This window comes from Marispirochaeta aestuarii, from assembly GCF_002087085.1.
Lineage (GTDB): Bacteria > Spirochaetota > Spirochaetia > JC444 > Marispirochaetaceae > Marispirochaeta > Marispirochaeta aestuarii.
The window spans coordinates 173,632-198,864 of the sequence record NZ_MWQY01000002.1 but is presented as its reverse complement, the minus strand read 5'-3'; the positions used below and the strand labels follow the sequence as shown (position 1 = coordinate 198,864).

At 54.3% G+C, this 25,233-nt stretch carries 27 protein-coding genes and 1 tRNA gene; 22 read left to right on the top strand and 6 right to left on the bottom strand.

Features of this window, described 5'->3' with window-relative positions; translation table 11 throughout:
• Positions 1-14 precede the first annotated feature (14 nt).
• Genes B4O97_RS19730 through B4O97_RS02410 form a run of 3 tightly spaced genes read left to right on the top strand, consistent with a single transcriptional unit; the run spans position 15 to position 1,974 of the window.
• A complete protein-coding gene (locus tag B4O97_RS19730; RefSeq protein ID WP_083047969.1) occupies positions 15-1,145 on the top strand; it encodes a response regulator in 1,131 nt (376 codons plus the stop codon).
• A gap of 36 nt (positions 1,146-1,181) precedes the next feature.
• Positions 1,182-1,460, top strand: coding sequence for an HPr family phosphocarrier protein (locus B4O97_RS02415; RefSeq protein WP_083047967.1), 279 nt, complete (start codon positions 1,182-1,184; stop codon positions 1,458-1,460).
• Between the two features lies 1 nt (position 1,461).
• Positions 1,462-1,974 carry a tetratricopeptide repeat protein gene (locus tag B4O97_RS02410; RefSeq protein ID WP_158084110.1) on the top strand — a complete coding sequence of 171 codons (513 nt, stop codon included), beginning with the start codon at positions 1,462-1,464 and terminating at the stop codon, positions 1,972-1,974.
• A 283-nt stretch (positions 1,975-2,257) separates the two neighbouring features.
• Here B4O97_RS02410 and B4O97_RS02405 read toward each other — a convergent pair.
• Positions 2,258-2,341 (bottom strand) — tRNA-Leu (locus B4O97_RS02405).
• A 50-nt stretch (positions 2,342-2,391) separates the two neighbouring features.
• Positions 2,392-2,913, bottom strand: a complete 522-nt coding sequence (locus B4O97_RS02400) for a hypothetical protein (protein ID WP_083047963.1) — start codon at positions 2,911-2,913, stop codon at positions 2,392-2,394.
• Positions 2,914-3,419: 506 nt separating this feature from the next.
• Here B4O97_RS02400 and ltrA point away from each other — a divergent pair.
• Complete coding sequence (gene ltrA / locus B4O97_RS02395) at positions 3,420-4,775, top strand: group II intron reverse transcriptase/maturase (protein WP_158084109.1); 1,356 nt, start codon at positions 3,420-3,422, stop codon at positions 4,773-4,775.
• A 67-nt stretch (positions 4,776-4,842) separates the two neighbouring features.
• Here ltrA and B4O97_RS02390 read toward each other — a convergent pair whose 3' ends face one another.
• Positions 4,843-5,151 carry a hypothetical protein gene (locus B4O97_RS02390; RefSeq protein WP_083047959.1) on the bottom strand — a complete coding sequence of 103 codons (309 nt, stop codon included), beginning with the start codon at positions 5,149-5,151 and terminating at the stop codon, positions 4,843-4,845.
• Positions 5,152-5,335: 184 nt separating this feature from the next.
• On the opposite strand from B4O97_RS02390, the gene B4O97_RS02385 reads away from it, so the two are divergent.
• Together B4O97_RS02385 and B4O97_RS02380 are read left to right on the top strand one after the other, a co-directional pair.
• A complete protein-coding gene (locus tag B4O97_RS02385; protein ID WP_083047957.1) occupies positions 5,336-5,665 on the top strand; it encodes a heavy-metal-associated domain-containing protein in 330 nt (109 codons plus the stop codon).
• 177 nt (positions 5,666-5,842) lie between these two features.
• On the top strand, positions 5,843-6,802 hold the full coding sequence (locus B4O97_RS02380) for a radical SAM protein (protein ID WP_083047955.1): 960 nt from the start codon (positions 5,843-5,845) through the stop codon (positions 6,800-6,802).
• Here the strand turns inward: B4O97_RS02380 and pyrH are convergent.
• A complete protein-coding gene (gene pyrH / locus B4O97_RS02375; protein WP_083047953.1) occupies positions 6,789-7,475 on the bottom strand; it encodes a UMP kinase in 687 nt (228 codons plus the stop codon). The genes B4O97_RS02380 and pyrH overlap by 14 nt on opposite strands.
• Before the next feature lie 87 nt (positions 7,476-7,562).
• Here pyrH and B4O97_RS02370 point away from each other — a divergent pair, with 87 nt between their 5' ends.
• Genes B4O97_RS02370 through B4O97_RS02340 form a run of 7 tightly spaced genes read left to right on the top strand, consistent with a single transcriptional unit; the run spans position 7,563 to position 16,371 of the window.
• Positions 7,563-10,001 carry a tetratricopeptide repeat protein gene (locus B4O97_RS02370; RefSeq protein WP_083047951.1) on the top strand — a complete coding sequence of 813 codons (2,439 nt, stop codon included), beginning with the start codon at positions 7,563-7,565 and terminating at the stop codon, positions 9,999-10,001.
• A gap of 31 nt (positions 10,002-10,032) precedes the next feature.
• Positions 10,033-10,719: a LolA family protein gene (locus B4O97_RS02365; RefSeq protein WP_083048183.1), complete on the top strand. Its 687-nt coding sequence runs from the start codon at positions 10,033-10,035 to the stop codon at positions 10,717-10,719.
• A 6-nt stretch (positions 10,720-10,725) separates the two neighbouring features.
• Complete coding sequence (locus B4O97_RS02360) at positions 10,726-11,820, top strand: helix-turn-helix domain-containing protein (protein WP_083047949.1); 1,095 nt, start codon at positions 10,726-10,728, stop codon at positions 11,818-11,820.
• A gap of 16 nt (positions 11,821-11,836) precedes the next feature.
• Positions 11,837-13,180 carry a 30S ribosomal protein S12 methylthiotransferase RimO gene (gene rimO, locus B4O97_RS02355; protein ID WP_083047947.1) on the top strand — a complete coding sequence of 448 codons (1,344 nt, stop codon included), beginning with the start codon at positions 11,837-11,839 and terminating at the stop codon, positions 13,178-13,180.
• Between the two features lie 14 nt (positions 13,181-13,194).
• Positions 13,195-15,276, top strand: a complete 2,082-nt coding sequence (locus B4O97_RS02350; RefSeq protein WP_083047945.1) for an ATP-dependent helicase — start codon at positions 13,195-13,197, stop codon at positions 15,274-15,276.
• Positions 15,266-16,081 carry a hypothetical protein gene (locus tag B4O97_RS02345; RefSeq protein WP_083047944.1) on the top strand — a complete coding sequence of 272 codons (816 nt, stop codon included), beginning with the start codon at positions 15,266-15,268 and terminating at the stop codon, positions 16,079-16,081. The genes B4O97_RS02350 and B4O97_RS02345 overlap by 11 nt, the downstream gene beginning before the upstream one ends.
• Entirely contained in the window at positions 16,072-16,371 is a 300-nt protein-coding gene (locus B4O97_RS02340) for a hypothetical protein (protein WP_083047935.1), read from the top strand. Before B4O97_RS02345 ends, B4O97_RS02340 begins: the two co-directional genes overlap by 10 nt.
• On the opposite strand, the gene B4O97_RS02335 is transcribed toward B4O97_RS02340, so the two are convergent.
• Positions 16,343-16,549 (bottom strand): ferredoxin, encoded by a 207-nt coding sequence (locus tag B4O97_RS02335; RefSeq protein WP_083047933.1) that lies wholly within the window; start codon positions 16,547-16,549, stop codon positions 16,343-16,345. The genes B4O97_RS02340 and B4O97_RS02335 overlap by 29 nt on opposite strands.
• A gap of 118 nt (positions 16,550-16,667) precedes the next feature.
• On the opposite strand from B4O97_RS02335, the gene rplM reads away from it, so the two are divergent.
• The 6 genes from rplM to yccX all read left to right on the top strand — a co-directional run bounded on the left by rplM (position 16,668) and on the right by yccX (position 19,493).
• Positions 16,668-17,093, top strand: a complete 426-nt coding sequence (gene rplM, locus B4O97_RS02330; protein ID WP_083047931.1) for a 50S ribosomal protein L13 — start codon at positions 16,668-16,670, stop codon at positions 17,091-17,093.
• Positions 17,094-17,123: 30 nt separating this feature from the next.
• Positions 17,124-17,516 carry a 30S ribosomal protein S9 gene (gene rpsI, locus B4O97_RS02325; RefSeq protein WP_083047929.1) on the top strand — a complete coding sequence of 131 codons (393 nt, stop codon included), beginning with the start codon at positions 17,124-17,126 and terminating at the stop codon, positions 17,514-17,516.
• Complete coding sequence (locus B4O97_RS02320) at positions 17,470-18,126, top strand: regulatory protein RecX (RefSeq protein WP_083047927.1); 657 nt, start codon at positions 17,470-17,472, stop codon at positions 18,124-18,126. Before rpsI ends, B4O97_RS02320 begins: the two co-directional genes overlap by 47 nt.
• 117 nt (positions 18,127-18,243) lie before the next feature.
• Positions 18,244-18,840 carry a response regulator gene (locus B4O97_RS02315; protein WP_083047925.1) on the top strand — a complete coding sequence of 199 codons (597 nt, stop codon included), beginning with the start codon at positions 18,244-18,246 and terminating at the stop codon, positions 18,838-18,840.
• 10 nt (positions 18,841-18,850) lie between these two features.
• Positions 18,851-19,219: a response regulator gene (locus B4O97_RS02310; RefSeq protein WP_083047923.1), complete on the top strand. Its 369-nt coding sequence runs from the start codon at positions 18,851-18,853 to the stop codon at positions 19,217-19,219.
• Entirely contained in the window at positions 19,206-19,493 is a 288-nt protein-coding gene (yccX, locus tag B4O97_RS02305; RefSeq protein WP_083047921.1) for an acylphosphatase, read from the top strand. The genes B4O97_RS02310 and yccX overlap by 14 nt, the downstream gene beginning before the upstream one ends.
• A gap of 86 nt (positions 19,494-19,579) precedes the next feature.
• Here yccX and eno read toward each other — a convergent pair whose 3' ends face one another.
• Positions 19,580-20,884: a phosphopyruvate hydratase gene (eno, locus tag B4O97_RS02300; protein WP_083047919.1), complete on the bottom strand. Its 1,305-nt coding sequence runs from the start codon at positions 20,882-20,884 to the stop codon at positions 19,580-19,582.
• Positions 20,885-21,018: 134 nt separating this feature from the next.
• Between eno and B4O97_RS02295 the strand changes: the two genes are divergently transcribed.
• Genes B4O97_RS02295 through B4O97_RS02285 form a run of 3 tightly spaced genes read left to right on the top strand, consistent with a single transcriptional unit; the run spans position 21,019 to position 25,232 of the window.
• Complete coding sequence (locus B4O97_RS02295; protein WP_083047917.1) at positions 21,019-22,698, top strand: proline--tRNA ligase; 1,680 nt, start codon at positions 21,019-21,021, stop codon at positions 22,696-22,698.
• Positions 22,699-22,731: 33 nt separating this feature from the next.
• On the top strand, positions 22,732-23,673 hold the full coding sequence (locus B4O97_RS02290) for a UPF0158 family protein (protein ID WP_158084108.1): 942 nt from the start codon (positions 22,732-22,734) through the stop codon (positions 23,671-23,673).
• Positions 23,670-25,232 carry a peptide ABC transporter substrate-binding protein gene (locus tag B4O97_RS02285; protein ID WP_083047913.1) on the top strand — a complete coding sequence of 521 codons (1,563 nt, stop codon included), beginning with the start codon at positions 23,670-23,672 and terminating at the stop codon, positions 25,230-25,232. The genes B4O97_RS02290 and B4O97_RS02285 overlap by 4 nt, the downstream gene beginning before the upstream one ends.
• The last annotated feature ends 1 nt before the right edge of the window (position 25,233 follow it).

Genomic DNA, 25,233 nt, shown 5'->3' with positions numbered 1-25,233 from the left:
ATGAAACATTTAATATGGATTCCCAACACGAAGCCTTCATGGCGGAGATACTTGATCATCTTGATACACTGGAACAGGAATTTCTGAATTTTGAAGAACTGCAGGGCAGTGAAAAGAGGGATATCGACGCTCTTGCACAGATCCACTCCATGTTCCGCAGCGCCCACAGCCTGAAGAGTTCTCTGGGTATGGCGGGGTTTCCTGTTTCATCAAAAATGCTTCATTCCATGGAGCATATCCTCGATTCCCATCGAAATACCGGTACCCTGCCTGCCGGTGAGGAGCTGGACAGCTTTTTGTCCGCCCTGGATGTGGTGCGCCTGAATCTGGAGTCGGATACAGAGCAGGAGTTCCGGATAGATGCCTCTTCGGCGAGTCAACGGCCGGATGCTCCTGTGCGTCCTGCCGCCTCTTCTTCTTCGAAGGATAACAGCGGGCTGTGGCAGATCCAGAAAACCGTCAAATCCTCCCTTCAGGAGGAACGGTTCTGGAAACTGCCTGTATTCAGGACTCTGGAATCCCTCGGAACCCTCATTGAAGTAGTACCGAAACCGGACCAGTGGCCCGAAGGTCAGGAAATGATCACCCTTACCATCATCTTCTCGAGTCCTCTGAAGATCGAGGAACTGAAAGAGCAGATATTCGATCCTCTTTTGCCCTATGCTGATGCTTCGACTGCTCCAGAGCCGAAGGTTCCCCTTGAGGACAAGTCCCCTGTCCGGTCCGGGGAGCTGAATATCCTTATTGTGGAGGATGATTTTACCACCAGGCATCTCGAGTCTGCCGTACTGAGCAACTTTGGCGCCTGCGATGTCGCGGTGGACGGCAGGGAAGCCCTGGAGGCATTCAGAACGGCCCTTCAGGAGGGAAAAGCCTACGATCTGGTCATCCTGGACCTTTTGCTTCCCGAGATATCCGGTCTCGATGTGCTTTCCGGTATCCGGGCTCTGGAGGATGACCATGGTATAGCGGGACTGGACAGGTCGCGCATCGCCGTTGTTACCACCGTGGCGGAGCACAAAAGCATACGGAAAAGCTTTGCAGACCAGGCGGACGCCTATATTCTGAAGCCTGTAACCCGCACGAAGATACGCAGGGAACTGGCCAGGCTTCGTATTCTGGACAGCGAAGATTCTGCAGGTTAGACATTTTTTGTTAAAGGGTGCATACTTTCATCCAGAATGGTTCATGCTAATGTTGAAGTGCGGAACTTCGCGGGAATTCATGTCCGGCCGTCGGGTCTCATAATCCAGGCTGCCGGTGGATATCCGGGGAAGATTTCCGTGGAAGGCAAGGGAATGGTGACGGACCTCACCAATGTAATGGGTTTGATTGCCATGGGACTCTATCAGGGAGACCATGTGCGGATCAGCGTCGACGGCCCGGGAGAGGATGAGATGCTGTCGACCCTTACCGATCTGTTTGGTAAGAACTTTGATTTTCCTCCCCGGGGAGAATGATATGGATGAGAAGCTTCATATCCTTGTTAACAAGGGGGCGGACCTGTTGTCCCTCGATAATCCGGAGGAGGCGGAACGCTGCTTTGCCCGGGTTCTCGAGTCCGATCCTGATCATCTTTCGGCGCTCTTCAACAGTGCCATTGCCTTAAGCCGGATGGACAGATTCAAGCCTGCCGAGGAACGGATGCTGAGATATCTGGAAATCCGGGGTGACGACGCAGAAGCATGGAATCAGCTGGGATTCATTCACTTCCAGTCGGGAAACTACGGGGAGGCCGCCAGAGCCTATAGCCGGGCCGAGGAACTCAATCCGAAGGATCCGACCGTTCAGAACAATATCGGCGCCCTTCAGTTTGTCCAGGGACGATACGAAAAGGCTCTGGCCTGCTTCGAGAAGGCCCTGGCCGCAGATAAAAACCACAAAGACGCCCTCTTCAATATTGCCGATACCTGTGAAGTTCTGGGACGGCAGCAGGAAGCACAGGCCTACCGGCGCAGGCTGAGCGAATTATAGCGGCGGCGGTCGGACTCGACAGCTGCATCGCTTCGCGATTCGCTGCTTACGATAGTCCCTTCGGGCCAATCGCCTGGACTGCGTTCGAGTCCGATGGAATGTGGTCACCTCTAAAAACTACTCTTTTTGCTCTATGCTGCGTTGTCGGGATTTCCCGCGGTCCTCAACTCTTGTTATCACAAGAGTTTGCGGGCGCTACAAAATCCCTCCGCCTTGCCTGTAACAAAAATACCACGTTTTTAGTGGCGCCCTAAAAAAAGCCGTCTTGCGACGACTTTTGATTTACCGGCGGTCGGACTCGAACCGACACGGAGTTGCCCCCACCAGATTTTGAGTCTAGCGCGTCTACCAATTTCGCCACGCCGGCGGGCGTAAAATGTTAACCTGAAGGAGAATACTCCGCCCCCTGTACCTCTGTCAAGGTGAGGTGGAAATCCGGACTCCCAGGCCGGTAACAGCGCATCGGTCCCTGGATTCCGCCAGGAGTTCGGTATCGTCACAGAAGCGTGACCATAAATAGAACGATGCGGCGCCCCCCGTGCCGTTCAGCTGCAGCCCAGTTTCGCAGAAGACATCATAGCCGGCATCCCCCGACCTGAGAAAAAACAGCGTCGGTTCAAAGCGGGCATACACAGTTGAGGGGGCCCGGGTTTCCAGGTATATACGGGGCGCCAGGCTGTATTGTACCCTGTAGCGCGGGAGTCTGCTTTTCCAGAAATCGAAAAGGGTATGATAGCCCCCGTGGAGGGAAAACCGGGCCAGGATACCTCCCGTACGGACGGCTGGAAGCACTGCGCCTGCTTTCAGTACATCATAGGCGGTTTCAGCAAATCCAGCTCGCAGGGGGTGCAGGCTCGATCGTGAATAGCCTGCGGAAAGATCCCAGTCTTCAAGCCGTATCCGGCTTTCTATTCCGTACTCGTACTGAACTGCATTCAACCAGAACTCGGCGGCGGAAGCCGGGGTTTCTGTTCCTTTGTTTGCCCTGCATGGGTAATGACTAAACGGTGAAAGTCCGTTGCAGGTGGTAGTGTGAAAGAGACTGCTAGCTGACGACAAGGGCGTAGTCGCGAGGCTGGGTCTGAAGGAAGTCCGAGGCAAACTTCCGAACCGACGGACAGAAATCACATATAAGGCTGTATCAGTGGACGAGTTTACAAAGAGTGACGAAATCCACACTACAACTGATGCAGTAAATGTGGCGGTTGCCTGGAAGGAAAGTCATTATTCTTAACGGGGGAGGTCTCATGGACATCTTAGCCTGCAATATTGGTAATGATAGGTGGAGTAAAGCTCGCCATGAGAAGTCAGCCGAGGCCATAGTAGGGATGAGGAAACATCGTGAAGGGCCGAACAACTAAATGCCTTTCAAAGAGGAAAGGTCCATCTGTGAATCCGAACGGCGAATGCCTGAACAGGGGATGATACAAGATGGGAAGGAACACATGAGAAAGGAAGACAAGTCAAGACCGAACACCAATTTGTGCGAACAACTGATTTCCTTTGCGAACATCCAGGAAGCCATCAGAAAAGTGGTGGCGAACAAAGGCGCTTGCGGGGTAGATGAAATGGAAGTTAGCGAACTTCCTGGCTACTTCGATGCACACTGGCCTGAGATACGTAAACAGATTGTGAGCAGGAAGTACAAACCACAGCCTGTACTGCGGGTAGAGATTCCCAAAGACAGTGGAGGAGTACGGCTTCTGGGGATACCCACGGCAATTGATCGTGTAATCCAACAGGCAATGGTCCAGGTTCTGACGCCGGTGTTCGAGCCGACATTCAGTGATTACAGTTTCGGGTTCCGCCCAAACAGAAGCGCTGAGGATGCGGTTCGACTCGCACAGACCTACATGTCCGAAGGCTACCGGCATGTTGTAGATTTGGATCTCTCCAAATTCTTCGACACCGTCAACCATGACATCTTGATGGGATTGGTGGACAAGCACATGGAAGACAAGGACATCAGGAGACTCATTTTCGTATTCTTGAAAAGCGGAGTAATGACGAACGGCAGTATGATGGCAACAGCTTTGGGAACTCCTCAGGGCGGTCCGCTGTCTCCAATGCTGTCAAATATCTACCTGACCCCATATGACAGGGAACTGGAGTATCGGGGACTTCGTTTTGTCAGATACGCAGATGACTGCAATATCTTCACAAAGAGTAAGAGATCATCGTACCGAGTGAGGGATAATGCAAAGAGTTATCTTGAGCGGAAACTGAAGCTGAGAGTGAATGTGGATAAGACGGAGGCGAGGAGAGCCTCAGGCTCGTCCTTCCTCGGTTTTACTTTCCTGACATACGGGAAACGTGAGCGTCTTGGTATGGTTATTCCTAACAAAAAGAAACTGAAAAAGCTGGAAGACCGAATCAGGTTGATAACCCGACGTAATCGTGGGGTGAAGATCGATACGGTTATTAGAGAGCTGAACAGTATGCTCAGAGGGTGGATCGGATACTTTGCTAGAAGTTCCATGAAGAAATACCTTGAACAATTGATGGAATGGACGAGAAGGCGTATTCGCCAGTATCTATGGAAACAGTGGAAGAATGGGAGAAACCGTAAACATCGCCTGAGGCAATTGGGGGTAAGTGACTCGGTTTTAAAACATTGGAAGCTTGGGAGTAACTCCTACTGGAAGATGGCCGGTGCAATGAATTGCCTATTACATAGCAAGACGATTCACACACATTTCGGACTGCTTGATGTATTAGGATATTACAAGAATCTCTATGCTAAACGCATGGAGGCTGATCGGGGGGTACTTGATTTCAGGTACCATAGTCTGTTTAGTTGAACCGCCGTATACCGGACGGTACGTACGGTGGTGTGAGAGGTTGGGATCAATAATTATTGATCCCCGCCTACTCGATTACCGGACCCGCCAGAAGTATGGAATCGAAAAAAAATCCCAGACCAATAGTGTCATACTGAACCGCGGTTCCGTAAATACCGCAGCGCAGATTGAATACCTGGGTATCATCCCGGGTAATGACGTTCTCATAACTCAGGCTGCCGGATATACGGGGGAGTAGGGCAGTTTTCCCGCTTATGGCGGAAACCTCTTCCTCCCGGAAGGGGATATCGCTCTGATCGGGAAAATCTATCCCCAGAACCGGAAAGCATGCGGCAAGCATCAACGTCGCGGCTTTTCTGTATACTGCAGCCCCCATATGGCCAGTATATCCTGAAAATCTGCAGGATAAAACAGGGTGAGAACCGGCCCCGCGGCCTTGATACCCTACCCGGGCATGGTATATTTTAGTAAAATAGGCAGGTATTGATGTGGATGCATATTTGCTCCACCCGCAGAATTGTTGGGTATACCTGCATGCTGGCATTAGAAAGGAGGAGCTCATGGAAAACGGATATGTATCAGCAAGAACAGATGTGATAATCCGGGGAATGCACTGTCACCGCTGTATCGAAAAGATTAAAAGCAGCCTCGCAGATTCGGAGGGGCTCAGAATAGAGAATCTCGCGATAGGATCGGCGGAGGTAATATATGATCCCTACCTGTTAAGCTGGGACGATGTATGTGCAACTTTCAGAGAGATCGGCTATCCGATAGACGTTGCCGGGACTCAGCGGAAGAACCTGTGGACCCGTTTTCTCGACCGGATGATATCCGCCAACAAGAAGTCCTTCGGCAACAAACGCCTGGATTGCTGTGATCTGAACAAATGAACTGAAAAACCTTTGCTGCGGAGCTTTCTTTCCGAAGAGGGCCCTGTCTGTTGACAGAGACCGTTTCAGCGATAAATATTGGCGGATAGGCGAAAGTGCCCGGGAAACAACTGCAACTCAGGCGCGTATTCATTATTCTTCTCCAGGATTCCGAACAGTAAGCAAGGATTATAGAAGATGAACAGTTATAGTCAATCATTCCCGGCTGCCGGTTATCGACTCTGTTCTCTGTGTCCCAGAGTCTGCAGTATCGACAGGACCACAGGGCATACCGGCTTCTGCGGGCAGAGCTCCGAAATCAGGCTGGCCTGTGCAACCCTGCACCGGGGAGAAGAGCCTCCCCTTGTTGCCGGAGCGGGGTCCGGTGCTCTTTTTTTCAGCGGCTGCACCCTGGGCTGCCGGGACTGCCAGAACTGGCAGCTGAGCCGGGAGGGGGCCGGCAGAGGCGTTTCGGCCGAAGAGCTGGCGGAGATAATGCTTCATCTGGAGACTGAGGGAGCTGCCAACATTAACTTCGTTACCGCTACCCAGTTTATCCCCTCCATTGTTTATGCTCTGGAAATCGCCCGCTCCCGGGGACTTGGAATCCCGACGGTGTGGAATACATCAGGCTTCGAGTCTGCCTCTGCCCTTGATATGCTCAAGCCCTGGATCGATATTTTCCTGACGGACATCAAAACCCTCTCCTCTACTCTGGCGATACGAGAAACAGGGCGGGGGGATTATCCTGATGTCATCCGTGAGGTGCTGCCCGTGATGCTGAAGGACCGGGATACCGCGTATGACGGCGAAACCCTTGTACGCGGGGTTATAGTCCGTCACCTGGTGCTGCCTGAATATATTGAGGAGAGTCTCGATGTGATCCGCTGGTATGGACGGAATGTCGGTTCACGGGGGATCTTCTCGCTGATGACCCAGTACCTGAATCCCCGGGATCCCGGATGTGAGCGGGGGATCTCAGCCTTCGAGTACGAGCTTCTTTCGGATGCTCTCGCGGAAGCGGGAATCGAGGAGGGCTTCCTTCAGGAACCCTCCGGCACGGCGGAATGGCTGCCCGATTTCACCCGGTCGAATCCTTTTCCGGATGACTACTCCCGGGTCCTGTGGCATTACCGGAAGGGCGCTATTCGCCGATAAGGGTTCCCTCGAACCGTTCTCCCCGCAGAAGCCGGGCAAGGTTTTCAATGTCCCTTCCGGCGGCGCATATCACCCTGAGGCCGAGTTCGGCCGCCTTTTTTGTGGCCACAGGATCAAAGGGCACGTTGCGGCCGGGAGTCCACTCGTCGCCGATCATCCTTCGAAACTCTTCCCAGGAGATCCTGTCCAGGGGTTCGGCCTCCGGATTTGTTCTGGGATCATCGGTATAGACTTTGGCTATGTTGGAAAGGTTGATCACCCTGTCGGCACCGAACTGTTCAGCAAGGTAGACGGCGTCGGTATCAGTGGAGAAGCCTGGTTTCCAGCCTGCGGCGACCAGTACCCTTCCGGTCATCTCCCGGACCGCCGTCGGGTCGGTCACTACCGGGTCCGGGCACAGGTCAGCGAATACTCCCCGTATCAGCTGGGCATTGAGCCTGGTTGCCATGATGCCGATCCAGTCCTGCTCCTCCGAATGGGTTTTCCCGCTTATGTCTCTGTAGGCCTGCTGATAAGCCCTGGCGGGTCCGCCTCCTCCGACTATGAGAATAATCCTGCGGTCCTCCTTTTCTGCCAGGTACTCCCGGACGAGGGCGGAAAATCGCTGAATAAAGGGTACATCCGGGGTATCCGGTGCGACAATGGAGCCGCCGAGTGAAATGATGCTTACCATGAAATTACTATACCCGTCGCCTTCGAGGATGGCAAGCAGCCTGCTGCGGGTGTGGACTGACGGGGTGCCCTTCCGTATACTAAGGCAATGCTCAACTGGCTTCGGAAAAAGCAGCAACATGATCCTGATGATCTGGTGGAAGAACGATGGAAAACATCGTTTTCACGTCTCAGCCGCCGCCGTTTTCCCCCCCGGGAAGAGGGGCACGGCTATAAAGCTTCTCAGGAAAAGGGCGCTCTTCAACTGCAATTGACCCGGAAGAATGTTTTTGCCTGGGTCACTGATCCCCTGTATCGCTACCGGGATTTGTACCTCGAAGCTGACATACGTATTCCCGACGGGAACGGCTATTCTGCTGCGGGTTTTCTTCTGCGGTATATCGAGGACGGAGGCTACTACTATTTTCTCGTCTCCAATCACGGCTACTTCCGGTTTGATCTGGTTTTTAACGATTCGCCCATGACCCTCATACCCTGGACTCCGGCCCCTCTTCCGGAAAAAGGGCTTCTCCGCCTGGGGCTTATTGCCAGGGACGATTCCTTTGTGTTCACCATAAACGGCGAGTGGGTAGGGGAGTTTTCCGATGATAATCTTCACAGCGGCAGAATAGCCTTCGGCGGACAGAATTACGGTGAATCAGACCATGCAGAGTTTCTCCTGGAAAAGCTTGATCTCAATTCAATTCCCATCGAGGTGGAAGCGGCATATTACCGCTGGGCACGGGTACAGGACCCGCCGCGACCTCGGCGCATCGCCCTTGCCGAGTCTCTCCATGGAATAGGACATTTTGCCGCCGCCCTTGTACAGCTGCGCAGGGCCTTCTCTCAGGGAGCCCCCGGACGGGATGAGTATTTCCTCTTCGCAGAATGCTGCCTTCAGCTCGGACTCTTTCCCGAGGCCCTGACAGCTATTGAGGAGTGCCTGAAGATCGATCCTGATTATCTCCAGGCCGTCAGGGAAAAGGCCAACCTTCTGTACATGGAAAACCGTTTTCTGGAGCTCAAGGATTACCTGAGGGAGCAAGTCGAGAAATTTCCCGACGACGAAATGATCTGGAACCTTCTTGGCCACGGTGAGTTCGGGGTAGGGAACTGGGAAAACGCCGCGGACGCCTACACGCGGGCCTGCGGGATAAACAGCGGGATCCCTCTGTTATTTGTCAACGCTGCCCGGGCCAGGGAGCGGATGGGGGATTCCGGGACCGCCCTGTCTGATTACATGACCGCCGCCGGACTCTATTTTGCAGAAGAGGCCTATTTCGACCTGGAAGGGATTCTCCCTGCCATACGGGAACTCGCCGGGGACAGTCCGGAGCTTCGCGCCCTGGAGGCCAAGGTCCTTTTCGGAAGGGAGGATTATGAAAAAGCCGGAGAAATCTTCGAGGCCCTGATCCGGGAAGGATATGAGGAGAGCTCGGTCCTCTTTTTACACGGGACACTGCTTGCCATGAAAGGCAGGCGTCATGAAGCAGTTGATTTTCTGTTTCAGGCGGCCCAGGCGGAGCCGGATTATTACCTGTACTGGCTCAAACTCGCCGACAATCTGCATGCCCTGGGGCTGGATGCCCTGGATGAGGCGGAAAAAGCGCGGTCCCTGGCCCCGGGTAACCAGTGGGCTCTTAACCTGACGGGTCTCCTGCGGGCCCAGAAGGGGGACCTGTCCGGAGCACGGGAGCTGCTGTCCGCGGCTCTCGCCGCGGCCCCGGAAGAGGAGGAGATACAGGCGAACATGGCCTATCTGATTAGCCTGGAGGAGGGCCCGGAGGCCGGAATCGCTTACCTGGACAACCTCGGAGCATGGGCCGGGAAATCCCATGCCCTTCTGAATCAGCGGGCAAACCTGCTGGTCTCCCGGGGCGATCTTGACGGCGCTGTCCGGCTCTATGAGAAGGTAATCAGAATGGCGCCGGAGAACAGGGATTATCGTATGAACTGTGCCGCCGCCTGTCTTAAAGTGGATATGATCAGCCGGGCGGAGGAACTGTATCAGGAAGTTCTCGAGGAGGCGGAAGATCCCGCCGCAATGACGGGAATCGGCAACTGCGCCTGGATGAAGAGTGAGTTTCTCAGGGCGGAAACCGCCTACACCGAAGCCATACGCATCCGACCCGGGATTTCCGAGGCCCATGAAAACCTGATCGAACTCCTGATTACCCGGCGAAAATTCCCCGAAGCGGAAGAAGCCATCACGGCCGCGGAGAAGGCGCTGCCGGAACCCGGCCGGCGCTTCCTGCTGTTGAAACAGAGATTCCAGGATGCCGCCTATGACAGCTATTGCTGTTCATCCTGCGGCAGAGAGTGGCGGGAGGCAAAGAGCAATGATCCGGTTCCCCCCCTGCGTCTCCATGGCGAACCCCCTCCCGACGCCCCTGCGGGAAAGTGTGAACAATGCGGACGGGTCTATTGCGTCTCCTGTGCTTCCCAACGACTGGAGAATTCCCGTTTTGTCTGCGAATGCGGAGGGTATCTGAAACTCAACGATCCGGCCCTGCGCAGGATTATTCTGCGGAAAATAGGAGAATCTTGACAAATGGTATCTCTTGAGTAAGATGGTTCTAATGCGGACGAATAAAAGAATTAACAGGTTTATATATATCTCTGTTGTAATGGTCGTGCTCGGATTATGCGGCAGCGGCGTTCCCCTCTTTTCCCAGGAAATCCTGACGGCATCCCAGTTTTTCGACCAGATGTCCGAGAGGTATGAGTTTATTCAGGATTACGAGGCGGACATTACCATCACCCAGCCCGACAGCGTTCTGACCGGGGTTATCTACTACAAGAATCCCAATCGCATACGGATCAACTTTACTGAACCCGAGGACCAGGTTATTGTCTCCGACGGCAGCCTGCTTACGGTATATCTGCCGGAACAGAGTGTTACCCTCAATCAGAGACTCTCCGGATCAGACAGCGATGCCCAGGGGCTGCGTCTTTTTCGTCAGGGCTACAGTATCGCCTACAAGGAAACCCCCGGTTATGTTCCTCTGGAGGCCGATTCCAGGGAGCAGGTAATAAAGCTTAATCTGGTCTGGAAAAACACCGACGAGGGGTTTCGGCAGATTGAAATGTCCGTGGGCGAAAACGGATTTATCCGGCGCTTGAGCGGAATAACCAAGGATTACGATGAGATCCAGATAGATCTTGAAAATCTGAAAACAAATCAGAACATTCCCGAGGCGAGATTCGACTATGAGAGTCCCTCGTCATCGTATGTTATTGATAATTTTATCTTCCCCGATGAGTAGGTAGGAATGGAATCCATAGGAGAAAAGTTACGGAGCCGGCGCCAGGAAGAAGGCTACTCATTGGACCAGGTGTGCCGGGATACGAACATCGCAAAGAGTTATCTCGAGGCCCTGGAGCAGGAGGATTTTTCCGCCTTCCCCGGTGAACCGTATTTGATCGGATTTCTGAGAAATTACAGCGATTATCTGGGCCTCGATGTTAACGAGATGATCTCTCTGTATAAGAATTTCAAGATTCAGGAACAGCCGGTCCCCATGGATGAGCTGCTGGTAAAGCGGGGCCCCTCGCCGGTCCTGCTAATCCTTATCGGGCTCACTGTTCTCGCTGCGGTGGGCGCGGGGTTTCTGTTTTTTCCGCGTCTGAACAAGCCGGTATCTTCCTCTGCCGGGGAAGCTGCAGCCCAGGAACAGGTCAGGGAAGTTCCCGCTTCTGCGGATGAATCGCTTTTTCTTTTCACAGATGAAATCGTGGAACAGCGTTTTGAAACGGGAACCAGGATTGAAATCCCCGATCTTGGACCGGAGTACAGCATTTCTCTGCTTGAAGCCGGTGATCAGGTGAGCCTTTCCCTGGCGGGAGAAGAGACTTCCCTGAATCTCGGGGAAGAGCGGAGACTCGATCTGAACGGCGACGGGCGGGATGATCTGAATCTCCTGGTGCGGGACATAGATTCCGCTGCCGGCACGACGGTTCTTCGTCTGGACAAGGCGGTTACAGGCCCTGAGCAGCCGGCAGTAATAACCGAGGATATTCCCGTCGGGACCACTCAGCTGGCTTCCCGGGAGGTTCCTCCCCAGGTTCTGTACCGGGCGCCTTCTCCGGAGGTAATAACCCTGACGGCATCCTTCCGGGGAAACTGCCTGTTCCGCTATGAATACGACGGCGAACCCAGGCAGGAACGCTTTTTTCAGCGGGATGAGGTCCTGCGCCTCAATTTCAGCAACAGCCTGAAGATCTGGGCTTCCAACGGGGGGGCGGTCCAGGGACGAATAAAAGGTGAAGAGGTCTCCTTTGGTCGCTCCGGACAGGTGACAGCCCGGCTGCTGAAGTGGCGGATCACCGACGGAGAGTACGAACTGGTTCTCTACCCCCTGTACTGAGGGATAATCCGGCTTAATGACACACGATAACAACTCCTTCTCCATACATGCCGTATCCATAGTCAATCTGGGCTGTGCAAAAAACCAGGTAGATGCGGAATACCTTATCCGGCTCCTCGAAGATGAGGGGTATGCGTATACGGAGGACCAGTCCGCTGCGGACGCCATTATTGTCAACTCCTGCGGCTTTATTCAGCCGGCAAAGGAGGAATCGATCTCCGTTACCATGGAGCTCAAGGCCCGGTATCCCGAGAAGAAGATCGTTCTTGCCGGCTGCCTCGCTCAGCGTTATGCCCATACCATGGCCCTTCCCGAAGCGGATGCCGTCGCGGGCAACCGGGACCTTCAGGCGGTTATAAGAGTGCTGGGGGAACTGGAAGAGGACGGCCGGCCGGTACTGGTCCTCCCTGATGCCCCCAGAGAGCTCCGACGGAACCTTCTTCTCTCCTCGAAGGGGACGGCCTACGTAAAGATCGCCGAGGGCTGTGACAACCGCTGCAGTTACTGCGCCATTCCCCTTATCCGGGGACCGGTTGTCAGCCGGCGGATTGAGGACATCCTGGAGGAGATTGAGGAACTTCTGTCCAGAGGAATATTCGAAATAAACCTCGTCGCCCAGGACCTGGCTTCCTTCGGCCGGGACAGGGGAGCTCAGGAGCTTCCTGAGCTGCTCCGGAGGATCAGCTCCCTTTCCGGGGATTTCTGGGTGCGCCTTCTCTATATCCACCCCGATCGCTTCCCTGAGGAGATCCTGCCCGTCATGAAGGCGGATTCAAGGATTCTGCCCTACTTTGACATTCCCTTCCAGCATGCCTCAGAGGATATTCTCCGGCGCATGGGACGTCGGGGTACTGCAGACACCTATCTTGAACTTATTGCGCGGATCCGAAAACTCCTTCCTGAAGCGGTTTTTCGCACCACCATTCTTCTCGGTTTTCCCGGGGAGACCCGTCGTCACCGCCGGGAGGTGGAGGATTTCCTGAAAGCAGGCCGCTTTCTGTGGGCCGGTTTCTTTATCTATTCCCCCGAGGAAGACACCCCTGCGGCCGGCTACGCCGGGACTCCCCGGGCCCGCTGGAGCCGTTTCCGCGCTGCCGCCCGGAAACCACGCCTGGAAGCCCTGCAGATGGAGATCAGCCGGGCGATCCTGTCCGGATTCGTCAAGAAACCCATGAGGCTCCTGGTGGACGAACCCGTTCAGGGAGAGGAACTTGCCCTTGCCAGGGGGTATATACACGCCCCGGAGGTGGACGGTTCGGTAGTCCTCCACGGCGAAGGACTTACCGCCGGGGATCTGACGGAAGCGCAAATTATCGCCTGTAACGGAATCGACCTTGAGGCGTTACCGCTTTTACGGTAAAGTCCTACACATATATGAGAAGTCCCGACTATCTGGAGAGTCTCAATCCCCAACAGCTTGAGGCTGTAACCCACTACGGAACCCCTCTGCTGATCCTTGCAGGAGCCGGGTCAGGAAAAACCCGGGTAATAACCACCAGAATTGCCTATCTCTGCGATGTCGCCGGATTCGATCCACGGTCGATCCTGGCGGTTACCTTCACCAATAAGGCTTCCCGGGAGATGGCCGAACGGGCTGCATCCTTGAGTCCCGGAACCAGGGGAGTCATGATCCGGACCTTTCACTCCTTCGGGGCCTGGCTGCTGCGCCGCAATGCCCACCTGGCGGGGCTGAAATCGGGTTTTACCATCTACGACGACGATGATTCCCTGACCCTGCTTCACTCCACCCAGGATTCCCGAAAAAAGCAGGACCTGAAGCGCTATGTCCGCATGATCAGCCGGGCCAAGGATTACGCCCTGGGACCGGAGGACGATCTTACGACGATTTCTTCAGATCCGGAGCTTCCCCGCCTGTACAGACTCTACCAGGAGCGGCTTGACAGGATGGGGAACGTGGATTTCGGCGATCTTATAATGAAACCGGTCAGGCTGCTTGGGGAGGTGGAAGAGCTCAGGCGTCGTTTTCATCAGCGCTTCAAGGCGGTTATGGTCGATGAATACCAGGACTCGAATGTGGCGCAGTTCAAGCTGCTTAAGGCCCTGTCCGGGCCGGATACGGACATCTGCGTTGTGGGCGACGAAGATCAGTCGATCTACCGTTTCCGCGGTGCGGAGGTTCAGAACATTCTGAACTTTTCCAGGGAGTTCAAGGGTACCCGGGTTATCCGTCTGGAGGAGAACTACCGCTCCACCGGTACCATTCTTGCTGTTGCGTCATCCGTGATTGCCAACAACCAGGAACGCCTTGGAAAAACCCTCTGGACCCGGAATCCCGAGGGGGTCAGGGCCCGGATCGTTTATCTGCGGGACCACGATGAGGAAGCCGAGTACTGTGCCCGGCTTCTCGGGGACCGGCGCTACAGCGATACTGCCATTCTCTACCGCACCAATGCCCAGTCCCTCGCCTTTGAATCGGTTTTTCTGCGCCGGGGTATCCCCTACCGGATTGTCGGGTCTCTTCGTTTTTATGAGCGTGAGGAGGTCAAGGATGTCCTGGCCTTTCTTGCCTTTATTTCCAACTCCCTGGATGAGGTCGCCTTCAGGCGGATTGTCAATAAACCTGCCCGGGGCATCGGCAACACCACGCTGCAGCGTATCCTGGACCAGGCGGAGGGAGATGACCTTCTGTCCGCCTGCGAGGCAATTCTTCCCTCCCTGGGCGGCAGGTCCGCTGCAGGCCTGGCCGGCTTTGTTGATCTGTTCAGGCGGCTTCAGCAGATGCTGGAATCGGCTCCCCTGGCGGAGGTCATCGAGCTTTTAATCCGGGATTCCGGCCTCTATGAATATCACCAGAAGCAGGATGAGGTTGCCGCTACCCAGAAGACCTCAAACCTGGAAGAGATGGTCAATGCCGCCGCCGATTACGGTCGAGGTCCGGAGGCCCTTGTCTCCTTCCTCGAGGATATTGAGCTTGACCGGTCCCGTATGACCGCCGAAGAGGAGAGCGGGGAGTATGTTACCCTGATTACCATGCACAATACCAAGGGGCTGGAGTTCCCCCGGGTCATCATCACCGGAATGGAGGAGGAACTCTTTCCGGGGAATAACGGATTCCGGGAGGTGGACTACGAAGAGGAACGGCGTATTTTCTATGTCAGTCTGACCAGGGCCAGGGAAGAGCTTATTCTGACCAGCTGCCGCAGCCGTTTTATCTGGGGGAGGCGGAACCTGCAGAGTCCTTCCTGCTTTTTACGGGAGATTCCACAGGAGCGGGTCGAAGTCGAAGGGGACGAAAAGCCCGCGGCATCCGCAGCTCTGACCTATTCCCCCGGCGACGGGGTTTATCATGACGCCTACGGTACCGGTGTTGTGGTCAAATCCTGGCTCAACGGGGAGCGGGAACTGATTATCGTCCGCTTTGAGACCGGACGCAGCGCAACCTTTTATCCCGAGTTTGAGAACCACCTGGAGAGGGTCTATATCGATGAGTTTTGAACTGCCCTCCGCCGCTTCCTTTGCGGGTTTTCCATCCATACGTCGCAGCCGCGGTTTTCGCCTCTACACTCCGGAGGGAAGACGCTTTCTTGACCTGTATCAGGATGCGGGCAGAGGAATGCTCGGAAGCCGCCCGAAGGGGCTCGCTTTGCGATTCAAAAACAGCCTGGATAAACTTGGCCCCGCTGCAATGCCTTCAATCTGGGAGCACAGGGCGGCAAGGCTGCTGAACAGCTTTTTTCCGGACTATCCCCAGGTCAGCGTTTTTCCTTCGTATCCGGAAGCCATGAAGGCTCTGGAGGCACGTCTCGGAGCGGATTCAGCCCCGTTCCGGGATCCCCTGGATGCGGGCTACGGGACGGATGAACTATCTGAAATCGATGAGCCCTGTATCTGGAGACCCTTTCTGCCTGTGCCGCCGGCGGATGTGCTGCTGCCGGTACTTCCCGGAACGGGTACCTGGGGCGGGGTTTTTGTCCTGAGCCGGAAATCCCTGGACCTGATGCCGGCACCGGTTCCGCCTTTTCTGCTTGCACCCCAGGTTTACGCCGCCGGACTCTTTTTTCGCTGGATCAGTCAAGCCGACCTCGATTATTATAAGAGTTTCCCCAGGGGACCCTGGGAGCGGAGGGGTCCCTATCTCTTTCCCGGGTGCGCGAAGGAGGACTATCCGGATCTGGTTCAGGAACTGATCTCCTGCGGGATCTACCCGTCCCCGGATTATCACCTTCCTTCAATAATTCCCGGGAGCTATGAGGAAGGAGACATAAAATTACTCAGGAATTCGGAGGGAAAATGGAAGTAAGTACGATGATCCCCCATATCGCACAGCTTGCCCTGGGAGGAGTGACGGCCTTTCTGGCCATTTACTTCTGGTCCCAGACCAGAGATACCGCGTGGATGCTGGTTATTATGGGTATCGTCCTGCGCTACCTGGAGATTACTTTTTCGACCCTCAGCTTTTTCGGGATCATCGACGACTCCCTGTTGCTGTTTGGAAACATTCCCCTCGCTGCTCTGGTTCTTGATATTCTGCCGTATCTGTTTTTTTCCGCCGCTCTGATTATCATGATTCGTCGTCAGCATTTTCGCTGACGATGATGGCTTCCGCGGGACAGTCCTCAGCAATGGTCAGAACCTCATATTTATCGGCTTTTTTCAGGCCCTCCTGCTTGACCCGGGACTTCTGGTTCTGCATAATGAATACCTCGGGTAACAGTTCCTCACATAACCCGCAGCCGACGCATTGTTGTTTATTAATGGTAACCCGCATGGTCGGAATTTACTAAGGACACTATAAAAGGGCAAACGATACCGTTCCGACGGCTTGACAAGCATCGGGATGTATGGAAATATGTGTTCCAATTCTCACTAGTATTGAGGCGATTTGAATGAAGACGATATTCGTAAAACCGAGCAAAGTAGAGCGGAAATGGTTCCTGATCGATGCCGCCGACAAGCGCCTCGGCAGGGTGGCTACCGAAGTTGTACGCCTTCTGCGGGGAAAAAATAGACCCTACTATACCCCCCACCAGGAAATCGGGGATTATGTAGTTATTGTCAACGCCGACAAGATTGAAGTAACCGGCAATAAGGCTCAGCGGAAAATGTATTACCGACATTCAGGGTACCCCGGCGGGATTAAGTCAGAAACCTTCAGTGATCTGATCTCCCGTAAACCCACAGCTCCCCTGGAAAAAGCCATAAAGGGCATGCTTCCCAAGGGACCTCTGGGACGTCAGCTGTTTCGGAATGTAAAGGTATATGCTGGACCGAATCATCCCCACAGCGCTCAGCAGCCGGAAGTTCTTGAATAATTCGGTGTAACCGATTGAAGGAGTAGCAGAGTGGTTAAGAATTTAGCATTAGGTACCGGCCGGCGGAAGACCTCCGTGGCACGGGTTTATTTACGCGAGGGCAGCGGTAAGATAACCATCAACGGTAAGGATGTGGAGACCTATTTCTCCAATCCCAGCATGGTGTACATCGTAAAACAGCCCCTGGATGTTACCGACAACCTGACCAAATTTGATTTAGTGATCAACGTCAAGGGTGGCGGCATAACCGGACAGGCCGGTGCCTGTCGGCATGGTCTCTCCCGGGCCCTGGTTGCCTACGACGAGACGAATATTCGCCCCTTGAGGGCCAACGGCTTCCTTACCCGGGACCCGAGAATGGTGGAGCGGAAGAAGTATGGACAGCCGGGAGCACGGCGCAAGTTCCAGTTCTCCAAACGCTGATATCGTTATAGTTTCACTCCAATGGGGAACCGCAGAGTCCGCCTTTCGGCTCGGACTGTCCGACGGTTCCTCTTTTTTTATTCCCTTTGAAACCTACGATGCTTCCCGGCATTATGAGGGAGCTCCCCTGGCCCGGGATGATATGGAAGAGCTTCGGACGGCGGAGGAGTCCTTCCTTGTCCGCAGAAAAGCCCTGGATCTTTTATCCCGAAGGGAACACTCGTCCCAGGAGTTGATGCAGAAGCTCTGTCAGAGGGGCTTTGGCCGGGAACTGGCGGAAAAGACCTGCTCGAATCTTGAGGAACAGGGGCTTCTCAGCGACGGGCGCTTTGCCCGCACCTATGCAAGCTCGCGTCTGCGGAGAAAACCCGAAGGTCCGCGGGTAATGGAACGGCGACTGCGGCAGAAAGGTATCCCCCGGGAACTCATCGCAGCTGTTCTTGAAGAAACCTACACACCCGAAGTCCTGGACGAGGCATTGGAAAGCTGTCTGGAAAAGCTTAAGCGCAAGAAAACTGACCTTTCCAGGGAAGAATACATGAAAAAACTTGAAAAAATGGGCTTCCACTACCGGGATATTGCTTTTTTCTTTGAAAAACACGATTTTTGAGTTCAAATCTCTCCATAGTGACCAGTTTTTCGTTGACATTTTGGATGTATTTGGTACACTAATATAGTTATTACTAGCATCCTTGAGACTATCTGTGCATACAGTGAGGGTAAGTTCGTGTCAAAGAATGGAAAAAAAATCAGAATCTTTTCGGCCCTGGAGGTCGCAAACATCTGCGGGGTAGTCAACCAGACTGCCATTAACTGGATCAAGAATCAGCATCTTAAGGCTTTCACAACCCCCGGCGGCCAGTATCGTATATATGCCGAGGATCTCCTCGAGTTTCTAGAGTCCCGGGGTATGAGGATTCCCGATGAGCTCATCGAATTAACACGGGACAGCGAAAGACGGACAATTCTGATTGTCGATGATGATCGGGATCTGAACAGTATGCTCAGGGAAATCCTGGTACGCAAGCTTCCCGAATACGAGGTCGTACAGGCCTTTGACGGTTTTGAGGCCGGCAGGCTGCTCGCTGAGAATAATCCTGTCTGCGTGGTTCTGGACATTGATCTTCCGGGCATCGACGGACACAAACTCTGTGCAAAGATAAAGGAAGATCCGAAACTTCATAATCCCCTTGTAATCTCCATAAGCGGACTTGATCCTGAGAAGGACGGCAAGCAGATTGTTGAAGAGGGGGCGGATGCCTTTTTTCCCAAGCCGCTTGACTTTGATGCCCTGGTTGAAGCAATTACCGACAAGCTGCACTAAGAGGTATTGAATGGGAGCGCAGGGAGTAATTCTTATTGTCGAAGATGAAGACGCCATCCGTCTGACTCTGCGGGATTACCTGAAAAAAAAGGGCTACGAGGTGCTTGTGGCTTCCGACGGGGTAGGGGCCATCAAGCACCTTTTGGACAATCGGGTCGATCTGATTGTGTCGGATTACCGTATGAACGTACTGGGCGGCGATTACTGGATAAAGTTTCTTCATACCTTCTGCGCCGACAAGAAGGTTTTTATCACCTCCGGTTTTCTGCGTCCCGATTTCTCCATCCCCTTTCCCGTATTGTACAAACCCTTCGATTACGGAAAACTGGCGGAGATGATAGCCGCAACCCTCGATACGGAGAAGAATGGGGACGGCTGAAGACAGTGCCTGCAGATTTACAGTCCATGGCCGTGTGCAGGGGGTGGGTTTCCGTTATTCCACTGTACGGAGGGCTCAGACGCTGAGGCTTGCAGGCTATGTACGAAACAGGGCGGACGGCAGCGTCGAGGTCTGGGCGGAAGGAACGGCCGGCGCCCTCGATTCCCTGTATGCCTGGCTGCATCGGGGACCATCGATGGCCAGAGTTGACCGGGTGGACAGGGATCATTTTGCCCCCTCCGGCAGGTACCGGGGATTTTCCGTAACGTATTGAATCCGGAACAAAAATACCGCGATTTTAAAGATTCCCATAAAAAAACCGCCCCTTGTAAGGGGCGGCTTTTTTTGATTCAAGGCTTGTCAGCGCTTGATTGAGTAGAAGGCGCTCCTGCCGGCGTACTCGCTGATACCTTCCAGCTGATCCTCGATTCTGAGGAGCTGGTTGTACTTGCTTACCCGGTCGGATCGGGACATGGAACCGGTCTTGATCTGTCCGGTCTCGAGCCCGACAACCAGGTCGGCAATGAAGTTGTCCGAGGTTTCGCCGGAGCGGTGAGAGATGATTGCGGTGTAACCGGCACGTTTGGCCATCTCCACGGCTTCGTAGGTTTCGGTCAGGGTTCCGATCTGGTTTACCTTGATCAGGATGGAGTTGGCGATACCCTTCTCGATTCCCTCTTTCAGCCGTTTGGTGTTGGTTACGAAAAGGTCGTCGCCGACGAGCTGTACCCGGTCGCCGATTTTGTCGGTAAGAACCTTCCAGCCCTCCCAGTCGTCCTCGTTCATGCCGTCTTCGATGGAGATGATGGGGTAACGGTCGCACCAGTCGGCCCAGAAGTCGGCCATTTCGGCGCTGGAAAATTTCTGTCCGGTGGACCATTTCAGCTCATAGGTGTAGGAACCGTCGGCATTCTTGGTGGAGAACTCGGACGAAGCGGGGTCAAGGGCGATCATTACATCGTCCCCGGGCTTCAGTCCGGCCTTCTCGATGGCGTTCATGATAAAGGTGAGAGCCTCTTCGTTGCTCTTGAAGTTGGGAGCGAATCCTCCCTCGTCGCCTACGGCAGTGGAAAGTCCCGCTTCCTTGAGCAGACTCTTCAGATTGTGGAAAATCTCCGCGATCCAGCGCACGGCCTCCCGTTCCGAAGGGGCGCCCACGGGCATTACCATAAACTCCTGGAAGTCTACGGAGTTGTCCGCATGGGACCCGCCGTTGATGATGTTTGCCATGGGAACAGGCAGGTTGTTGGCGTGGTAGGCCCCGAGGTACTTGTAGAGGGGAACTCCCAGATAATCGGCGGCGGCCCGGGCAACAGCCATGGAAACACCAAGAATTGCGTTTGCTCCCAGTTTGCCCTTGTTCTCGGTACCGTCAAGCTCAATCATTGTCCGGTCCACATCGATCTGTTCCAGGGCGTCCAGACCGATAATCTCCGGGGCAATGATGTTGTTTACGTTCTCTACGGCTTTGAGAACGCCCTTGCCAAGGAAGCGTCCCTTGTCGCCGTCTCTCAGTTCAACAGCCTCGTGAACACCGGTAGATGCTCCCGAGGGTACGGCGGCCCGACCCATGGAGCCGTCTTCCAGAATAACATCCACCTCTACGGTGGGGTTTCCTCTGGAGTCGAGAATCTCCCGTGCTTCAACGTACTCAATAATACTCATGTATAGTCTCCTGATAAAAAATGGAAATCATGTTTAGAATTATCCAAATATACCCTGAAAGTCAAGGTAAGAGGCCTGAGGCCATTGTAAATGCTTTTCTTGACCCCCCTCACGGCATGGCATAAAATGATCCCATGCATTATTCCCGACTTTTCGGAAAAACCCTTAGAGAACGGCCCCAGGGAGGTTCCTCCAAAAGCTACCGGATCCTGCAGCAGGCCGGGTATATCCGTTCCCTTGGCCCGGGTCTCTTCTCGTATCTGCCCCTGGGTATCCGGGTCCTTCGGCGTATCAAGTCGATTATCCGGGAAGAAATGGAAGCCCTGGGCGGCCAGGAGGTCCTTGTGCCCCTGGTGAACCCCTATGAGATCTGGGAAAAAGGGGGACGGGCGGAACTGGTCGGCAGGTCTCTTGTACGGTTTCCTGACCGGCAGGACCGGGATCTTGTGCTCTCTCCAACCCACGAAGAGGCCATGGTGGAGCTTCTGCGAATCGGTTTGAACTCCTATCGCGATCTGCCCATACTGCTCTATCAGTTTCAGACAAAGTTCAGGGATGAGGAACATCTCAAGGGCGGGCTCCTCAGGGCAAGGGAATTTATAATGAAGGACGCCTACTCCTTTCATCGTTCCTACTCGGATCTGAACAATTTCTTTCCCCGAATATTTCGTGCATATCAGCGTATATTTCAACGCCTGGATCTTGATGTCATTGCCGCAGAATCAGGGGTCGGTTTTATGGGCGGGCACAAGGCCTATGAGTTCCTGATGCCCTCCAGGGAAGGAGAAGATGTCATAGTTATCTGCGAGCATTGCGGTTACAAGGCCAACCGTGATATCGCCATAGCCCACAAGGAGTACGGATCGGAGAGGCCGCTTCCTGTGGAAAAGATTCTGACCCCCGAATGTTCCTCCATGAATCGCCTCTCCCGCTATCTGAAACTCCCGAAGTCAAAACTGGCCAAGTCAATGATGTATCAGTCCTCCCAGGGGCTGGTGATGGCTGTGGTGCGGGGGGATTACGAGGTCAGCATTGACAAGCTCAGCAAGGTGAGCGGACGAAACATATCGGATCTTGCCCGGATTGAACGGGTAAAGGAGCTGGGAATCGCTCCCGGGTACATGTCTCCCCTGGGAATTTCTGACGATGTCATGGTCGTGGTTGACGATACCGTAGCGAACAGCAATAACCTGGTGATGGGAGGAAACGAGTCGGGGCTTCACTATGTCAATGTAAATTTCGGCCGGGATTTTGAAACACCCCTTGTAGGGGATATTGTCAGGAGCCGGGGCAGGGACAGCTGCTTTCAGTGCGGACAGCCCTTGAAAGAGGTGCGTGCCATTGAACTGGGGAACATATTCAAACTGGGGGATGTCTATTCCCGGGCCATGAATCTGGAGTTTCAGGATGACAAGCGCAGGCGCTACTACCCCCATATGGGCTCCTACGGCATCGGCATGGGACGACTGCTCAATGCGACAGCCGCCGCACATCGGGATGAAAAAGGCATCGGGTGGCCGGTTGAGATAGCTCCCTTCAAGGTCTATCTGATGGGAATTGGAAAAAGTCACAAGGTCCGGAGGGTTGTTTTCGATCTGTATGAGGAGCTGGGACCGGAGGTTGCCCTGCTGGACGACAGGATTGAGTCTCCCGGGGTAAAATTCTTCGATGCCGAGCTTATCGGTATTCCCTACCGGATAGTAGTGACCTCAGGGCTTTTGCTGAATGATGAGGTTGAAGTGTACGAACGCGCCAGCGGAAGAATCTGGCAGGTGCCTCTCAGGGAAGTTGTCTCCCAGATTCTTGCCTATTGAGGCAGGTTTTATGCTACAGTGCAGGATATGAGTATGGAGTTGACCCCGGAATTAATCGACCAGATAATCTTCGGCATGGAGAACCAGATATCCTATTACTATCTGGATCTGGAGCAGGGGAAGGTTGAAGAAGAGAGCCAGCTCGAAGAAGAACAGCGGACCGACGAGTCGCGGTATATACTGATTCCCCGCTGGAGCTCTGCCGACGGTTTCCAGCTTATGGAGCGTTTTGTCGACTCCCTGCGTAATCCTGTTTTCCGGGAGCGTCTGCGGGAAGCCCTTGCGTCCCGGAAGGGAGTATTCCGGAATTTCAAGAATATCCTGAAGGAACGGGAAGATATTCAGCGTCTCTGGTTCCAGTTCAAGGAACGGGAAATGCGGACCAGGGTGCTGGAATGGTATGAGCAGGTCTGTGAGGCCCTGGGGTTCCAGAAGCTGGGGCCCGAACGGGAAGAGACGGAAGATCTTGTCCTTACGGACTTTGTCATAGCCCCAGGAAATCCGGAGCTGAAGGATCGGCTGGAGGAATATGACCTGAAGGCTTTCCGGGAGGCCTGCGGAGAGAATCCCCGGGACCTGACCCACCTGCTGTTTCTGGCCCGGCGCGCTCTTGTCCCGAAGGATCCGGACAAGCTGGTGGTTTTTCAGGCCTCGACTCCGGAAGGAGAAACAGCGGGTATTGTCTGGGGAACCGATGCCTGGCTCAGTCCTCAGGCGGCGAAATTCTTTGATGAAGACCCGGGAGTTTCCTTTCTGCTGCAGTTTTACGTTGAACCGGAATACCGGGGCCTCGGACTCGCCAGGCTCCTCCTGGATACCTATATCCGGGAGGCCTTCGGGCGGGAGATGAAACGGGTCATTCTGGATCTCTGGGGAAACGCCCAGAGCATGGGCCGGGTTCTGGATGAGCATGGATTCAGTCGGTACCGGAGTTCCTTCTACCTTGATCTTGATGCCTGGGGGAAAAACGGATGAGATCTCTCACCCCCCTGCTGTTGCTTATGCTGCTCCTCCCGGCAGGCTGTTTTCTCGGTCCCTCCGTGGAGGAGTTTGTCGTTCTCGGCACCCGGGGAATAGAAAGCATCGATCCCCACCATGTACGAAGTCCCGAAGAAAAACGTATTGTTCATGCACTTTTCGAGGGTCTTGTAAACGCTGATCCCAGGACCGGAGCCGCTGTTCCGGGTCTGGCGGAGAACTGGACAGTAAGTGATGACGGTATTACATACAGTTTTACCCTTCGAAAAACGGTGTGGAGCGACGGAATACGAATAAACGCCCAGACGGTGGCGGATTCCTGGCTCCGGGGAATGGATCCGAAGACGGCCTCCCCTTTCTCCTGGTATCCGGGAATGTTCATCAGGGGAGCCCGGGAGTACCTCTCAGGTGCTTCCGGACCTGAGCTTGTGGGCATAAGAGCCATCGACGATTATCTTCTTCAGGTTGAACTGATCCGGCCGATGCCTCATTTTATTCAGGCCCTTGTACACCCCGCTTTTCTCCTTGTACCGATGCATCGGGTTGATAAATTCGGGTCTTCCTGGACTGAACCCGGAAATTTTGCGGGAAACGGAGCTTTTCTGCCCCTGGAGAAGGGCGAGAACGGAGGAATTTCCCTGGTCAGGAATAAGCAGTACCGGGAGACCGGAAAAACGGTGCTGAAGAGGCTTGTCTACCGGGTGGTGCCGGAAGCCGATATCGCCGTCAGCATATACAAGGAGGGAAAGGCGGACTGGGTCTGGGACCTGCCGGAAGAGTTTCCTCCCGAACTGTATGGGAATGCTGCGTTTCATATGGCTCCGGCGCTGGAAAACTACTATCTCCTGGTCAATAACGAACGAAAACCCTTCGACGATCCCCGGGTCCGCCGGGCTCTGTCCCTGGGATTCAACCGCAGGGAACTTTGCGACAGCCTGGGCGGGGGGCGGCATATTGCCGCCTTCTCGATTGTTCCGCCGAATCTGCCGGGATACCCGGGGGATCCCTTCTTTGAAGATGACGCCGCAAAGGCCCGGGCCCTGCTGGCGGAGGCCGGCTTTCCTGAAGGAAAAGGCTTTCCGTCCTTTTCCATTCTGTACAATCGTTCCGATTTCAACCGGAAGGTCATACGGTTCATCTCAGCTTCCTGGAGGGAAAACCTGAATCTGCGCTGTGAACCTGTGAACGAAGAGTGGGGCAGTTACCTGATTACCCGGCGTCTGCACGATTTCAGCCTTGCCCGGGCCGGCTGGAAGGGGGATTTTCCTGATCCCCTTGCCTTCCTCAGCCCTTTTATTTCAATCCATGAGAACAATGACGGGCTGTACAGAAATCTTGCCTTCGATGAGGCAGTCCTGAATGCCGAGAACCTTTCCTATGGAAAGGAGAGGTTTGAACAGCTGTACCGGGCCGAGTCGATTCTTGTCGGTGAGGATATGGGAGCTATTCCCGTCCTTTTCCGGACCTCGGCAAATCTGATTGATACGGAAAAGTGGGACGGGTGGTATCCGAACAGCATGGACCTCCACCCCTTTTCCGCCATACGTCCGCGCTGAT